At 72.5% G+C, this 15,183-nt stretch carries 11 protein-coding genes; 9 read left to right on the plus strand and 2 right to left on the minus strand.

The features are described from left to right. Positions 1 to 102 precede the first annotated feature (102 nt). A complete protein-coding gene (locus tag IF20_RS34565) occupies positions 103 to 555 on the plus strand; it encodes a hypothetical protein (protein ID WP_052869399.1) in 453 nt (150 codons plus the stop codon). Positions 556 to 798: 243 nt separating this feature from the next. Here IF20_RS34565 and IF20_RS34570 read toward each other — a convergent pair whose 3' ends face one another. Together IF20_RS34570 and gabT are read right to left on the minus strand one after the other, a co-directional pair. Continuing rightward, complete coding sequence (locus IF20_RS34570) at positions 799 to 1,674, minus strand: phosphatase PAP2 family protein (protein ID WP_052869415.1); 876 nt, start codon at positions 1,672 to 1,674, stop codon at positions 799 to 801. Positions 1,675 to 1,880: 206 nt separating this feature from the next. Then, on the minus strand, positions 1,881 to 3,230 hold the full coding sequence (gene gabT, locus IF20_RS34575; protein ID WP_052869400.1) for a 4-aminobutyrate--2-oxoglutarate transaminase: 1,350 nt from the start codon (positions 3,228 to 3,230) through the stop codon (positions 1,881 to 1,883). A gap of 429 nt (positions 3,231 to 3,659) precedes the next feature. Here gabT and IF20_RS34580 point away from each other — a divergent pair, with 429 nt between their 5' ends. From IF20_RS34580 to IF20_RS38630, 8 genes are all read left to right on the plus strand, one after another. Further along, positions 3,660 to 5,963: an ATP/GTP-binding protein gene (locus IF20_RS34580; RefSeq protein ID WP_407702605.1), complete on the plus strand. Its 2,304-nt coding sequence runs from the start codon at positions 3,660 to 3,662 to the stop codon at positions 5,961 to 5,963. A gap of 137 nt (positions 5,964 to 6,100) precedes the next feature. Further along, positions 6,101 to 7,732: a PucR family transcriptional regulator gene (locus IF20_RS34585; RefSeq protein WP_052869402.1), complete on the plus strand. Its 1,632-nt coding sequence runs from the start codon at positions 6,101 to 6,103 to the stop codon at positions 7,730 to 7,732. A 276-nt stretch (positions 7,733 to 8,008) separates the two neighbouring features. Beyond that, positions 8,009 to 9,469, plus strand: coding sequence for an aldehyde dehydrogenase family protein (locus IF20_RS34590; RefSeq protein WP_052869403.1), 1,461 nt, complete (start codon positions 8,009 to 8,011; stop codon positions 9,467 to 9,469). Between the two features lie 166 nt (positions 9,470 to 9,635). Then, the gene (gene rpmF / locus IF20_RS34595) at positions 9,636 to 9,809 is read left to right on the plus strand and encodes a 50S ribosomal protein L32 (RefSeq protein ID WP_052869404.1); all 174 of its coding nucleotides are present in this window, start codon (positions 9,636 to 9,638) and stop codon (positions 9,807 to 9,809) included. A gap of 197 nt (positions 9,810 to 10,006) precedes the next feature. Next, positions 10,007 to 11,926, plus strand: coding sequence for an acyl-CoA dehydrogenase family protein (locus IF20_RS34600; RefSeq protein ID WP_052869405.1), 1,920 nt, complete (start codon positions 10,007 to 10,009; stop codon positions 11,924 to 11,926). Positions 11,927 to 12,257: 331 nt separating this feature from the next. After that, complete coding sequence (gene dxr / locus IF20_RS34605; RefSeq protein WP_052869406.1) at positions 12,258 to 13,523, plus strand: 1-deoxy-D-xylulose-5-phosphate reductoisomerase; 1,266 nt, start codon at positions 12,258 to 12,260, stop codon at positions 13,521 to 13,523. Next, a complete protein-coding gene (locus tag IF20_RS34610) occupies positions 13,520 to 14,824 on the plus strand; it encodes a M50 family metallopeptidase (protein WP_052869407.1) in 1,305 nt (434 codons plus the stop codon). The genes dxr and IF20_RS34610 overlap by 4 nt, the downstream gene beginning before the upstream one ends. A gap of 185 nt (positions 14,825 to 15,009) precedes the next feature. Next, positions 15,010 to 15,183: flavodoxin-dependent (E)-4-hydroxy-3-methylbut-2-enyl-diphosphate synthase (locus IF20_RS38630; protein WP_196943375.1), on the plus strand; the 174-nt coding region annotated here is incomplete at its 3' end.

Genomic DNA, 15,183 nt, shown 5'->3' on the forward strand with positions numbered 1-15,183 from the left:
CTCCAAGACCATTGATCAACTCGTGTAAGAAGGCGGCAGCCTCCCGCTCTCCCTCTCGGAACGCGGCCGCGACGGGCCGGCGAGCGAATGAGGGAGACAGACATGGACCCCACGGGGGACAAGCGCGCCGTGGAATGGCTGGCATCGGTGGCACCCGACCCGGAGGCCTGCCGCTTCGAATGGGAGCGCAACCCGCACGGCGTGGCGCTCCTCCCGGCCGGCCTGGCCTGGGACGTACTGATCATCCCCGGGTCCCTGGGTCACCCCACGCTCGACGTGCTCACTTACTGCCTCGACCGCCCGGGCCCGGTGCTCGCCGACTTCGGCGACAGCCGCATGGGGTTCTTCGTCCCGCCGGGCACGACGGACCGCTGGGTGGGCACGGGCGTACGCGGCGTCGGCCGCGGCACCTGGATCGTCGTCCCCCGTCCGGGCCGGGCCACCGGCGCCATCCGCTGGCTGATCCCCCCGGACGGCCACGGCACGCTCACCGACCCCGGCCTCCTGGAACTGGCCCTGCACGAAGCCGCGGCCCGGGTGACGGGGGACCCCTGAGGAACTCCCGGTAAGCACCGCACCATGGAGGCCTGCGGCTCGATGGACTACGGGGGTCAGCGGTTCGATGGCTACGGGGGCAGCGGCTCGCTGGGCTAAGAGAGTCCGCCGTTCGCCGTGCTACGAGGGGCAGGGGGCTCGATGGGCTAGGGAGCCAGCGGCTCGCCGGGCTATGGGGGCTGTCGCTCGCCGGGCTACGGGGGCAGCCGTTCGCCGGGCTACGAGGGCCTGGTCCTCGCCGGGCTAAGAGGTCTGCGGGACGTCCTTCGTGGCGGGGCGTCGGGGGATGCCGTGTACCGCTCCGTGCCACAGCGTCAGCAGCGCCGCCGAGAGGGACCAGGAGCCGAGCACGTCCAAGGGCCAGTGGTAGCCGCGGACGACCAGGCCGGGGCCGGTGGCCAGGATCAGGACGAGCGCCACGGTGAGCAGCAGACGCCGGACGTACGGGGCGGCCGCGTACGGGAGCAGGAGCAGCGCGGCCGCGCCGTACGCGACGGCGGCGGTCGCGGCATGCCCCGAGGGGTAGAAGCCGGTGGCGCCGGCCAGCACGCCCGGTGGGGCCGGCCGGGCCAGCGCGGCCTGCAACGGCCCCACCAGCGCCGGTACCAGGCCCATGGCGACGGCCGCGGCGAGCGGCGGTACCCACCAGCGGGGGAGTCCGGCGGCGCGGGCCCGCCATGCCGCGTACCCGGCGGCGATCAGCAGCACCGGCAGCGCCACCGCCAGGTTGCCGAGATCGGCGAGGAGTTCGGCGAGCTGTGCGGGCAGCGCACGGCCCAGCAGGACCCGGTCCAGCCGGGCGTCCAGCCGCAGCAGCGCTCCGTGGGCGGCGACCTGCCAGGTGAGGAGGGTGAAGAGGGTGAGCGACGCGGCCAGCGTGCACGCGTACGCGAGGAGAAAAGGCGGCCGCCCCGGAACAGGGGGGGTGGTTCCGGGGCGGCCGTGCTGACCGGTGAACCGCGCGCCCCGGGGGGTCTGGGGCGGGCGGCCATCCGATCGGTGAGGATTCCCGGAGCCGGAGGCTCCGGTGGTGTGCGCGAGGGCACAGCCAGGTCGAAGCCGGGGAAGCGTCGACCGGGCAACGCTCGCAGTCCCCTGCGAGCGGGGTGTTTCTCTCATCTGCAGGAACCGTACGGCAGAGCGGTGGCCCTCCGACAGGCGGATCACCCACCCGCCATCGCCCCCGCACATCTTCTTCACGCCGTCTCGCCACTTCGGGCCGGTGGCCCGGATTCCGCATGCGGCAGGCACACGAGCGCCCGCCGGCACGTGCCGGCGGGCGCTCGGTGGACTCACAGGCGCAGAGGCCTCAGGAGGCTCAGGGCTCAGAGCGCGGCGAAGGCCGACTCCAGGATGTCCAGGCCCTCGTTCAGCAGGTCCTCGCCGATGACCAGCGGCGGCAGGAAGCGGATGACGTTGCCGTACGTACCGGTGGTCAGCACCAGCAGGCCCTCCTGGTGGCAGGCCTTGGCCAGCGCCGAGGTCGCCTCCGGGTTCGGGTCCTTCGAGCCGGACCGCACCAGCTCGATCGCGATCATCGCGCCGCGGCCGCGGACCTCGCCGATGATGTCGTACTTCTCGGCCATGGTCTGCAGGCGCGCCTTCATGACCTCTTCGATGCGCTGCGCCTTGGCGTTCAGGTCCAGCTCGCGCATCGTCTCGATGGCGCCGACGGCGGCGGCGCAGGCGACGGGGTTGCCGCCGTAGGTGCCGCCCAGGCCACCCGCGTGCGCGGCGTCCATGATCTCCGCACGACCGGTGACGGCCGCCAGCGGCAGACCACCGGCGATGCCCTTCGCGGTCGTGATGAGGTCCGGCACGATGCCCTCGTCCTCACACGCGAACCACTGACCGGTCCGGCAGAACCCGGACTGGATCTCGTCCGCGACGAAGACGATCCCGTTGTCCTTCGCGAACTGCGCGATGGCGGGCAGGAAGCCCTTCGCCGGCTCGATGAAGCCGCCCTCGCCGAGCACCGGCTCGATGATGATCGCGGCGACGTTCTCCGCGCCGATCTGCTTGGTGATCTGCGAGATGGCCTGGTCCGCGGCCTCCCGGGCGCAGTTCTCCGGGCCGGTCAGCCAGCGGTACGGGTAGGCCAGCGGCACGCGGTAGACCTCGGGCGCGAACGGCCCGAAGCCGTGCTTGTACGGCATGTTCTTCGCCGTCAGCGCCATGGTGAGGTTGGTCCGGCCGTGGTAGCCGTGGTCGAACACGACGACGGCCTGCCGCTTGGTGTACGCCCGCGCGATCTTGACGGCGTTCTCCACGGCCTCCGCGCCGGAGTTGAACAGCGCCGACTTCTTCTCGTGGTCGCCCGGGGTCAGCTCGGCGAGCTGCTCGCAGACCTCGATGTACGGCTCGTACGGCGTGACCATCGCACAGGTGTGGGTGAAGTCCGCGAGCTGCGCGGCGGCGCGGCGCACGACGGCCTCCGCGCTGCTGCCGACCGAGGTCACCGCGATACCGGAGCCGAAGTCGATCAGCGAGTTGCCGTCCACGTCCTCCAGCACACCGCCGCCGGCGCGCTTGATGAACACGGGCAGGACCGCACCGACGCCGGCCGCCACGGTGGCCGACTTGCGCTCCCACAGCTCCTGCGACTTGGGGCCGGGGATCGCGGTGACGACGCGGCGCTCCTGGGGGAGGGCGGGGCCTCCGGTCAGTTCGGTCATGGGAGTCTCCTGGAGGAACGAGGACGCGGACACGCATGCACTGAGGCGGCGTACTACGTGACGTACTAAGGGGTTGCGTTCGCAGGCTAGGGGCGGTCGGCCGGCCGGGGCATGCACCGTTCGGGAGAAGTGCGGGGGGCGCCTTGTCCGCACCGGACATAGCGCGGGCCGGGTATGACGACGGCGTACGGCCAGTAGATTGATCCGCGGCACACCGATCGCCGCCTCGCCGCACCGCCACCGCTGAACTAGGGGGAACAGGGACACCGGATGGACACCGAGGGCACGCACGACGCACGCAACACCCACTCGGCCCGGATCCCGCATCCGCCGGGACCACCGCCGGGGGCGGGGGGCGGCAGGCCGCCCGGGGCGGTACCCGTACCGCCGAAGCCCACCACGGCTCCCGGCGCGCCGGAGTCTCCGTTCATGACCTGGCTCCGCGCCCCCCGCGTCCTGGCGGGCCCGGGCATCTGGTCCTTCGAACACCGGGTCCGACCCAAGGAGGAGCCGCACGAGATCGCGGTGCCGCAGCTGATCGCCGGGGCCGTCATCTCGTTCCTGTGCGCGTGGCTGCTGTGGTCGCTGCTGATGAACGACTACCTCGGCCCCTACTGGAAGTGGCCGCTGGAAGTGATGCTGCCCGACTCCTGGCGGGAGGGTAACGCGGGCGTCGTCTCGTCCTTCGTCTACATGGCGCTGATCCTCGGTGTGATCGTCACCCTCTTCGGACGGGTGGGCCGGTGGCCGACGCTCGTCCGGCGGCTCCTCGCCCCCGTGGGCCGCCGGGTGTGGAAGCGGCTGCCGGGGTGGCTGGCCCCGAAGGCCCCGGGCGCCCTCCCCGGCGGCGCGCTGCTCCTACGCGCCGTGGCGGCGCTGGCCGTCGCCTGGCTGTTGTGGGAGTGGTGTACCGACAAGACGCGCGACTCGTCGCTGCTGATGCTCCAGCTGGAGAATCTGACGCCGCCGAACGGAGACGCCGCGTCGTACGTCTACTACTCCGCGAGCTACTCGCTCATCGACCTGGTGATCGTGCTGGCCGTCCTCGCCCCGTTCGGGTGCTGGACCGAGGTGTGGCGCCGCCACGCCCCGCCGGGCTGGCGCCGCAAGGGCGAAGCGGACGCCACCGACGCCACCGACGCCCCCGTGCTTCAGGTGGATCAGGCCGAGTGGGCCGAGTTGCGGGCCGCGGGGGCCGGGGACGCTGCGGAGCGGCTGGCTCGGGAGGCGCGGGCCGGGTTGATGAACGACGTGGACCATGCGCGGATCGGCCGGGCCTGGGAATCCGTACGGGTGCAGACCAGCCGCTTCCCCGCCTTCGTCGAGAGCGTCCAGCGGCACGGCTCCGCCGCCTGCGGCCACCCCTCCGGCGCCCGCGACCTGTCGGTGCGGACCGCCCGGCACGACCTGCTCACCGGCCAGGTGCGGATCGGCACGGCGTCCGACGACATCCGCAACCCCTACGACCGGCGCGGCACCGGCGCGGCGCTCGACCCCGCGGTCCTGGGGACCTCGCTGCTGGCGGTCGGACCGCCCGGCGCGGGGAAGACGTCCCGGCTGGTACGCCCCGTGCTGGAGGCGATGTGCCTGCAGGCGCTCGCCGGCCGGGCCGCGGTGGTCTCGGTCGGCGCGGCCGGCGACGGACCGGCGGGCGACGACGCGTTCGACGCCGTCGTCCGCGTCGGTCACCGCGAGTCCCCCTGCGACCTGGACCTCTACGGCGGGACCAGCGATCCCGACGAGGCGGCTGCCGTGTTGGCGGAGGCGTTGGTCGGGGACATGGCCGCGGCGGCGCCGGGTGGGGAGAGTCGGCGGGCGGCGACGGTGCTGGGGCAGTTGCTCGGCCCGTTCCGTACGGCGCACGGGCGGTTCCCCGGGGTGGCCGAGCTGCGGGAGCTGCTGGACGGGGCCCCGGAGGCGATGACCGCGCTGCGGACCGCGCTGGAGGCGGCGGGGGAGCAGGGCGCGCTGCGCGAGCTGGACGCACGGGAGCGGCAGGCGGCGCGTGCCGGGGACGCCGGAACGCTGCTCGCGGACCGGATCGCGCTGCTGGACAGGCCCGCTTTCGCCGGTTTCTTCGACCCGACCGGGCAGACGCGCCAGGTGTCGCTGCGGGCGCTGGACCGCCCGCTGCGGGTACGGATCGATCTGCCGGAGCGCGGGCACGCCGACGCGTCGCGGATTCTGGCGCGGCTGGTGCTCGCGCAGTTCACGGAGTGCGCGGTGGCGCGGGCCGACAGGTCGGTGTTCGCCTGCCTCGTGCTCGACGACGCCTCGCACGTCGTCACGCAGGAGGCGCTGCGCGGCCTGCAGCGGCTGCGGTCGGCGAACGCCGGGGTCGTGCTGACGCTGCGCGCGCTGGACGACGTGCCGGAGCCGCTGCGCGGGGCGCTGCTCGGCACGGTCGGCTGCCGGATGGCGTTCGCCGGCGTGACGACGTGGGACGGTGCGCGGTTCGCCGAGGTGTGGGGCAAGGCGTGGGTGGAGACGCGGGACGTCACCGACCGGCAGATCGTCTCCGACGAGCCGTTCACCAAGCTGATGCACTCGATCAGGCGGCTGGTGACGGGCAAGGACGTGACGGCGAAGGCCGTGACGGTACGGACCGTGGAACGGGAGCGGTGGTCGGCGTCGGACCTGGCCAATGCCGTACCGGCCGGGCACGCGGTCCTGTCGGTGACGTCCGTGACGGGGGAGACGGCCCCACCGGTGCTGGTCGATCTGCGGGGATGAGGGCCCCTTGCCGCTCCCGCGGTTCCTTCGAGCGGGAGCGGCCACCTGCTTTCCTCCGTTGAGGCAGAATCGATGGTGGTCGTTCATACGGGACGGAGAAAGCTCCCGGTTCCCGCCTCCCGCGCATCGAAGGTCCCATGCCTCACACCCTCGCCTCCCTCGCCCACCACTCCGCGCTCAAGCTGACCGTGCTCGCGGGCGAGGACCGGCTGGACACCCCCGTCCGCTGGGCGCACGTGAGCGAGCTGATCGACCCCGTGCCCTACATGGAGGGCGGCGAGCTGCTGCTGATCACCGCGCTCAAGCTGGACGCGGAGGATCCGGAGGTGGCCAGGCGGTACGTACGGCGGGTCGCGGGCGCCGGCGTGGTGGGCCTGGGCTTCGCCGTCGGGGTGAACTACGAGGACGTACCGGAGGCGCTGCTCACCGCGGCCCGCGAGGAGGACTTCCCGCTGTTGGCGGTGCCCCGCCGAACGCCGTTCGTCGCGATCAGCAAGGCCGTCTCGGCGGCCGTCGCCGCCGACCAGTACCGCGCGGTGACCGAGGGCTTCGAGGCGCAGCGGGAGCTCACCCGCGCGGCACTGTCCGCCGAGGGCCCGGCTGAGTTGCTCGCCCGGCTCGCCGCGCACCTGAAGGGCTGGGCCGCGCTGTACGACGCCTCCGGCGCGGTGGTCGCCGCCGCCCCCGACTGGGCGGCCCGCCGTGCGGCGCGGCTCTCCGACGACATCGCCAAGCTGCGCGAACGCCCCGCCCCCGCGAGCTCGGTGGTCCCCGACACCGAGGGCGAGGACCGGGTGGAGCTGCAGTCGCTGGGCACGGGGCGCCGGGCGCGCGGCGTCCTCGCGGTCGGCACGGGGGCCCCGCTGGGCACGGCGGAGCGGTACGCCGTGCACTCCGCCGTCGCCCTGCTGACCCTGACCACCGAGCGGTCCCGCGCGCTCCAGGAGGCCGAGCAGCGCCTGGGGGCCGCGGTGCTGCGGATGCTGCTGGCCGGCGAGCCGGACCACGCGCGTGCCGTGGCCGGACGGCTGTACGGCGGGCTGCTGGACGCGCCGTTCCGGGTGCTGGTGGCGGAGCCGGTGCCGGGGAGCGGCGGCGAGGAACGGTCCGCGGCCGAGCCGACCGCGGTGCTGGACGCGCTGGCCGACGCGATGGAGTCGGCGGCGGCCCGCAGCGGCGAGGCGGTGCTCGCGGTGCCGGACGGCGCCCGGCTGACCGTCCTCGCGGCGGACGGCGGCGCGGCGGCCGAGGCGTGCGCCGCACACGCCGCCGCGCTGGAGGCCCGGGCCGGCGCGAGCACGCCCAAGCGCGCGCCCGGCGCGCTCCGCGCCACCCCGGGCCTGGCCGTGGGCCTCTCCGCGCCCGCCGGGCCCGCGGCGGCCGCGACCGCCCACCGCCAGGCCGAGCAGGCCATGTCGGTGGCCAGGCGGCGCTGCCGGGTGCTGGTCGAGCACGAGGACGTGGCGGCCGGTTCCGTACTGCCGCTGCTCGCCGACGACGCGGTACGCGCCTTCGCCGACGGCATGCTGCGCGCGCTGCACGACCACGACGCGACCGGCCGCGGCGATCTCGTGGCCTCGCTGCGCGCCTGGCTGTCCCGGCACGGCCAGTGGGACGCGGCCGCCGCCGACCTGGGCGTCCACCGGCACACCCTGCGCTACCGGATGCGCCGCGTCGAGGAGATCCTCGGGCGCTCCCTGGACGACCCGGACGTCCGGATGGAACTGTGGCTGGCCCTGAAGGCCACCACCTTCTCCCCGGAGAGCTGAGCCGCGGGACGCGAGACGGACAGTACGGACAGTGGCGACGGAGCCCCGGGACGCCGGCCGCGGAGGCGACGCGGACGGCCGGCTGCCGCGCCCGCACTCGCCAATCCGTAGGACCCGCTCCGTGGACTAGTACGTCCCGGACAAACACCGGTCCGGGAGTGCGCACCTACCGTGGTTCCCGTCCGGAAGGGCGACCGAGGCCGGCGTGGCGGGAACCGTCGCGCGCACCGGCCGGCGCGCCACCCACCCCGCCACCGAGAAGGGCCGGTAACCACTGTGCCGATCCGTAATGACGCAGCCACCACGGCTTTCTGGCTCGCCGGCCGCGAGGCCACCGGCGCCGAGACCTTCGAGGTCACCTCGCCCTGGGACGGCCGCACCGTCGGCACCGTGAGCGTGCCCACCGAGGAGCAGGTCGAGGAGGCCGTGGCCGCGTCCGTCGCGGTGCAGGCCGAGTTCGCCGCCACCCCCGCGCACGTGCGCGCCGCCGCGCTGGACCACGTCACCCAGCGCCTGGTGGAGCGTACGGAGGAGATCGCCCAGCTGATCTCCGCGGAGAACGGCAAGCCGATCAAGTGGGCGCGCGGCGAGGTCGGCCGCGCCGTGTCGGTCTTCCGCTTCGCCGCCGAGGAGGCCCGCCGCTTCAACGCCGGCGAGGCCATGCGCCTGGACACCGACGGCGGCGGCACCGGCCGCCTCGCGCTGATCCGCCGCGTGCCCAAGGGCACCGTGCTCGGCATCGCGCCCTTCAACTTCCCGCTCAACCTGAGCGCCCACAAGGTCGCCCCGGCGATCGCCGCCGGCGTGCCGATCATCCTCAAGCCCGCCCCGGCCACCCCGCTCTCCGGCCTAATCCTCGGCGAGCTGCTCGCCGAGACCGACCTGCCGGCCGGCTCCTGGAGCATCCTCCCGGTGCCGAACGACCGGATGCCCGCGCTGGTCCAGGACGAGCGGCTGCCGGTGATCTCCTTCACCGGTTCCGAGAAGGTCGGCTACGCGATCATGGACTCGGTGCCGCGCAAGCACTGCACCCTGGAGCTCGGCGGCAACGGCGCGGCCGTGATCCTCGCCGACTACGCCTCCGAGGCGGACCTCGACTGGGCCGCGCAGCGCATCGCGACCTTCTCCAACTACCAGGGCGGCCAGTCCTGCATCTCCGTGCAGCGCGTGATCGCCGACGCGTCCGTGTACGACCGGCTGCTGCCGAAGATCGTCGAGCGCGTCGAGGCGCAGGTCACCGGCGACCCGACGGACGCCGCGACCGAGGTCGGCCCGCTGGTCAGCGAGGACGCCGCCCGGCGCGTGGAGTCCTGGGTCGACGAGGCCGTGCAGGCCGGCGCGCAGCTGCTGGCCGGCGGCAAGCGCGAGGGCGCCACGTACGCGCCGACCGTGCTCGCCGACCTGCCCGAGGGCACCACGCTCGCGACCGAGGAGGTCTTCGGACCGGTCCTGTCGGTCCAGAAGGTCGAGGGCGAGGAGGCGGCCTTCGCCGCCGTCAACAGCTCCAAGTACGGCCTCCAGGCAGGCGTGTTCACCCACGACCTGCAGACCGCCTTCCGTGCCCACAAGGCGCTGGAGGTGGGCGGCGTGATCATCGGCGACGTGCCGTCGTACCGCGCCGACCAGATGCCGTACGGCGGCGCCAAGCAGTCCGGTGTGGGCCGCGAGGGCGTCCGCTACGCGATGGAGGACTACACCTACGAGCGAGTGATGGTGATGACCGGGCTGGAACTCTGACGCTTCCGGCCATCGGGCCGGACACCGGACAGCAGGGGCCGGGGCGCGCATCGGGCGCGCCCCGGCCCTCCGGTCTGTCCGGGCACGGCCCCCCTTTTATAAATATGGGAATCGTTTTCATGTAGGCTGACTGCCGTATCGCACCCCGCGCCACAGGAGGAAGACCATGGCCGTCCCGAAGCGGAAGATGTCCCGCGCCAACACCCGGCACCGCCGCTCCAACTGGAAGGCCGGCACGCCCGACCTGGTACCGATCACCATCGACGGCAGCCGGTACACCGTGCCGCGCCGTCTGGTGAAGGCGTACCAGCGCGGCCTCATCGACCCGCCGCGGGGCTGACGGCGGGGGACCGGACGGCGGGCCCCGGGGGCACCGCTCCGCGTCCGAGTGCGCGAGGACTGGTGCAAGTCGTGCGGATCGGGTACAGACTCACAAGTAGCACTGACCGGTAGCCAGCCCGGACAGGCCACTGACCGGCAGCCGATCCCGGTGGACCGGTACGGACCACCCGACTCCGCGGTGAGGTGACCCTCCTCATGACGGCTCCAACCACCCGCAACGTCTCCGAGCGCGAAGCCCGGCAGGTCGCCGAGGCGGCCCGCGAACAGGACTGGCGGAAGCCCAGCTTCGCCAAGGAGCTGTTCCTGGGGCGCTTCCGGCTCGACCTCATCCACCCGCACCCCACCCCCGCCGCCGAAGCGGTCCAGCGTGGTGAGGAGTTCCTCGCCAAGCTCCGCGACTTCTGCGAGACGAAGATCGACGGTGCGCGCATCGAGCGCGAGGCGCAGATCCCCGACGAGACCATCGCCGGCCTCAAGGAGATCGGCGCGCTCGGCATGAAGATCGACAGCAAGTACGGTGGCCTGGGGCTCACCCAGGTGTACTACAACAAGGCGCTGGCGCTGGTCGGTTCCGCCAGCCCCGCGATCGGCGCGCTGCTCTCCGCGCACCAGTCGATCGGCGTACCGCAGCCGCTGAAACTGTTCGGCACACAGGAGCAGAAGGACCAGTTCCTGCCGCGCCTCGCCCGTACGGACATCTCCGCGTTCCTGCTCACCGAACCGGACGTAGGTTCCGACCCGGCCCGGCTGGCCACCATGGCCGTACCGGACGGCGACGACTACGTACTGGACGGCGTCAAGCTGTGGACGACCAACGGAGTCGTCGCCGACCTGCTCGTGGTGATGGCCCGGGTGCCGAAGTCCGAGGGACACAAGGGCGGCATCACCGCCTTCGTCGTCGAGGCCGGCTCGGACGGCATCACGGTGGAGAACCGCAACGCCTTCATGGGCCTGCGCGGCATCGAGAACGGCGTCACCCGCTTCCACCAGGTACGGGTCCCGGCCGCGAACCGCATAGGGCCCGAGGGCGCGGGCCTGAAAATCGCGCTGACCACGCTGAACACCGGACGGCTGTCGCTGCCCGCCATGTGCGTCGGCGTCGGCAAGTGGTGCCTGAAGATCGCCCGCGAATGGTCGGCCGCGCGCGAGCAGTGGGGCAAGCCGGTCGCCAAGCACGAAGCGGTCGGCGGCAAGATCTCCTTCATCGCCGCCACCACCTTCGCGCTGGAAGCCGTCGTCGACCTCTCCTCGCAGATGGCCGACGAGAACCGCAACGACATCCGCATCGAAGCCGCACTCGCCAAGCTCTACGGCTCGGAAATGGGCTGGCTCATGGCGGACGAACTGGTGCAGATCCGCGGCGGCCGCGGCTTCGAGACCGCCGAGTCGCTCGCCGCACGCGGCGAACGCGCCGTCCCCGCCGAACAGGTGCTGCGCGACATGCGCATCAACCGCATCTTCGAGGGCTCCACCGAGATCATGCACCTGCTCATCGCCCGCGAAGCGGTGGACGCCCACCTCTCCGTCGCCGGTGACCTCATCGACCCCGACAAGTCCCTCGGCGACAAGGGGAAGGCCGCGGCCCGGGCCGGCGGCTTCTACGCCCGCTGGCTGCCCAAGCTGGTCGCCGGGCCCGGCCAGGTGCCCGGCACGTACGCGGAGTTCGGCGAGCTGGCCACCCACCTGCGGTTCGTCGAACGGACCTCCCGCAAGCTCGCACGCAGCACGTTCTACGCCATGTCGCGCTGGCAGGGCCGGATGGAGACCAAACAGGGCTTCCTCGGCCGGATCGTCGACATCGGCGCCGAACTGTTCGCCATGAGCGCCGCGTGCGTACGGGCCGAGCACCTCAAGGCCACCGGCGAACACGGCCGCGAGGCGCACCAACTGGCCGAGGTGTTCTGCCGGCAGGCCAGGATCCGCGTCGAGGAGCTCTTCGCGCGGCTGTGGACCAACACCGACGACCTGGACCGCAAGGTCGTGGCCGGAGTCCTGACCGGTACCTACACCTGGCTGGAGGACGGCGTCATCGACCCCAGCGGCGACGGCCCCTGGATCGCGGACGCCACGCCGGGGCCCGCGAGGAGGGAGAACGTGCACCGGCGCATCAGGTGAGACACGCACGGCGCATCCCGGTGAGACGTACACCGGCGGATCCGGTGACGGGCGGATCCGTCCGGTGACGGGACGGGGGACGGGCCGGTCCTCGCGAGCGGGGACCGGCCCGTACGGCAGGCAGGGGCGCAGGCGCAGCGCCGCGTGGCGCCCCCGAGCGCCCTCGGACACGCACCCGCTGTCCGCACGGAAACCACCGGCGCGACGACGGGCTCTCGCACGGACAGCGGCCCCCGCGCACCACCCCTCGTGCCTCTCAACGCCCCCGCCCCGCCGGATCACCCGTGAGCTGGTGTCCGCACTCCGGACGGGACCGGCCACAATGGTGCCCATGACGGAATCCCTCGCCCATCCGCATCTGCGCTTCGCCCCGCCGACCACCGCACCCGGCGAGCCACGCGACATCGTGATCCTCGGCTCCACCGGCTCCATCGGCACCCAGGCGATCGATCTCGTCCTGCGCAACCCGGACCGCTTCCGCGTCACCGGCCTCTCCGCCGCCGGCGGCCGCGTCGCACTCCTCGCCGAGCAGGCCCGACAGCTGCGCGTCCGCACCGTCGCGGTGGCCCGCGAGGACGTCGTAGCCGCGCTGCGCGAGGCGCTGGCCGCGCAGTACGGAACGGGCGAGCCGCTGCCGGAGATCCTGGCCGGGCCCGACGCCGCCACCCAGCTCGCCGCCACCAAGTGCCACACCGTACTGAACGGCATCACCGGCTCCATCGGCCTCGCGCCCACCCTCGCCGCCCTGGAGAGCGGCGCCTCCCTGGCGCTCGCCAACAAGGAATCGCTGATCGTGGGCGGCCCGCTGGTCAAGGCGCTCGCCGAGCCCGGCCAGATCGTCCCCGTCGACTCCGAGCACTCCGCGCTCTTCCAGGGCCTGATGGGCGGTCCGATGAAGGAAGTACGCAAGCTCGTCGTCACCGCGTCCGGCGGCCCCTTCCGCGGCCGTACGAAGGCCGAGCTCGCGACCGTCACGCCCGAGCAGGCGCTCGCGCACCCCACCTGGGCGATGGGCCCCGTCATCACGATCAACTCCGCGACCCTGGTCAACAAGGGCCTGGAGGTCATCGAGGCACACCTGCTCTACGACGTGCCCTTCGAGCACATCGAGGTCGTGGTCCACCCGCAGTCCTACATCCACTCCATGGTCGAGTTCACCGACGGCTCCACCCTCGCCCAGGCCAGCCCGCCCGACATGCGCATGCCCATCGCGCTGGCCCTCGGCTGGCCCGAACGCATCCCCGACGCCGCCCCCGGCATCGACTGGACCAAGGCCCACACCTGGGAGTTCTTCCCCCTCGACCAGGAAGCCTTCCCCTCCGTACCGCTCGCCTGCCACGTCGGCACCCTCGGCGGCACCGCACCCGCCGTCTTCAACGCCGCCAACGAGGAATGCGTCGACGCATTCTTGAAGGGCGGGCTGCCCTTCACAGGAATTGTCGATACGGTCGCCGAAGTCGTCGCCGAGCACGGCACGCCCGCGCCGGGAACGTCCCTGACCCTCTCGGACGTACTGGAAGCGGAGACCTGGGCGCGCGCCCGCGCCCGCGAACTGGCCGCCCGAGCGGCACGCACACCATCGGAGGCCCGCGCATGACGACCTGGATGACCATCCTCGGCATCGTCGTCTTCGTCGTCGGCCTGCTCTTCTCGATCGCCTGGCACGAGCTGGGGCACCTGTCGACGGCCAAGATGTTCGGCATCCGCGTGCCGCAGTACATGGTCGGCTTCGGACCGACGATCTTCTCCCGCAGGAAGGGCGACACCGAGTACGGCATCAAGGCCATCCCGGCCGGCGGCTACATCCGCATGATCGGCATGTTCCCGCCCGGCGACGACGGGAAGCTGGCCGCCCGCTCCACCTCGCCCTGGCGCGGCATGATCGAGGACGCCCGCTCGGCCGCCTTCGAGGAGCTGCAGCCGGGCGACGAGAAGCGGTTGTTCTACACCCGCAAGCCCTGGAAGCGCGTCATCGTGATGTTCGCCGGGCCGTTCATGAACCTGATCCTCGCAGTCGTGATCTTCATGAGCGTCCTGATGGGCTTCGGCATCAACACCCAGACCACCCAGGTCGGCTCCGTCTCGGACTGCGTCATCGCCGCATCCGCCAAGACCGACAAGTGCCCGGCCGACGCCAAGGACTCCCCGGCCAAGGCCGCCGGGCTGCGGGCCGGCGACCGCATCGTCTCCTTCGACGGCCGCCCGATGCCCGACTGGAACGCCCTCCAGCAGGCCATCCGCGACACCACCGGACCCGCGACGATCACCATCGAGCGGGACGGCGCACGCAAGGTCCTGCACGCCGACCTGATCAAGAACAAGGTCGCCAAGACCGACGGCCACGGCGGCTACGTCGCCGACCAGTACGTCACCGCCGGCTTCCTCGGCTTCACCCCCGCCAGCGGCATCGTCCGGCAGGACTTCGGCCAGTCCGTCGACCGCATGGGCAACATGGTCCGGCAGGGCGTCGACTCCCTGATCGCCCTGCCCGGCAAGGTCCCCGACCTGTGGAACGCCGCCTTCAACGGCGGCGAGCGCAAGCAGGACTCCCCGATGGGCGTCGTCGGCGCCGCCCGCGTCGGCGGCGAGGTCTTCTCCCTGGACATCCCGCCCTCCCAGCGGGTGGCGACCATGCTCTTCCTGGTCGCGGGGTTCAACCTCTCGCTGTTCCTCTTCAACATGCTGCCCCTGCTGCCGCTCGACGGCGGGCACATCGCGGGCGCCCTGTGGGAGTCGCTGCGCCGCGCCTTCGCCAAGGTCTTCCGGCGCCCCGACCCCGGCCCCTTCGACGTGGCGAAGCTCATGCCGGTCGCCTACGTCGTCGCTGGCATCTTCATCTGTTTCACGCTGCTGGTGCTGGTCGCGGACGTGGTCAACCCGGTACGGCTGACCGGTTAGCAGCACGGCCGGAAGCCTGCTCGGGAACGCCGGGCACACGTGCGAACACGTACGGGTGTCCGGCAACCGTCCTTTCGGGCGGTGTAAACCTGCGCGATGTGCCTCCGGCAATCCCGGTGACGTAACCTCGGCCACGGAGCCCGCCGATCTCGGGTCCTTGATCACACCTTGGGGAAGCTCGTCAGATGACTGCCATCGCGCTGGGAATGCCGGACGTTCCGACCAAGCTCGCCGACCGCCGTGTCAGCCGCAAAATCCACGTCGGGCCGGTGGCCGTCGGGGGCGACGCACCGGTGTCGGTGCAGTCGATGACGACGACGCGGACCGCGGACATCGGGGCGACGCTGCAGCAGATCGCG

It is taken from the genome of Streptomyces niger (assembly GCF_000718305.1).
Lineage (GTDB): Bacteria > Actinomycetota > Actinomycetes > Streptomycetales > Streptomycetaceae > Streptomyces > Streptomyces niger.

Coding starts and splice junctions, on each gene's coding strand:
- IF20_RS34585 (WP_052869402.1), top strand. CDS start 6,101: ATGCCTCACACCCTCGCCTCCCTCGCCCACCACTCCGCGCTCAAGCTG.
- IF20_RS34610 (WP_052869407.1), top strand. CDS start 13,520: ATGACGACCTGGATGACCATCCTCGGCATCGTCGTCTTCGTCGTCGGC.
- gabT (WP_052869400.1), bottom strand. CDS start 3,230: ATGACCGAACTGACCGGAGGCCCCGCCCTCCCCCAGGAGCGCCGCGTC.
- IF20_RS34580 (WP_407702605.1), top strand. CDS start 3,660: ATGACCTGGCTCCGCGCCCCCCGCGTCCTGGCGGGCCCGGGCATCTGG.
- IF20_RS34565 (WP_052869399.1), top strand. CDS start 103: ATGGACCCCACGGGGGACAAGCGCGCCGTGGAATGGCTGGCATCGGTG.
- rpmF (WP_052869404.1), top strand. CDS start 9,636: ATGGCCGTCCCGAAGCGGAAGATGTCCCGCGCCAACACCCGGCACCGC.
- IF20_RS34600 (WP_052869405.1), top strand. CDS start 10,007: ATGACGGCTCCAACCACCCGCAACGTCTCCGAGCGCGAAGCCCGGCAG.
- IF20_RS34570 (WP_052869415.1), bottom strand. CDS start 1,674: ATGAGAGAAACACCCCGCTCGCAGGGGACTGCGAGCGTTGCCCGGTCG.
- dxr (WP_052869406.1), top strand. CDS start 12,258: ATGACGGAATCCCTCGCCCATCCGCATCTGCGCTTCGCCCCGCCGACC.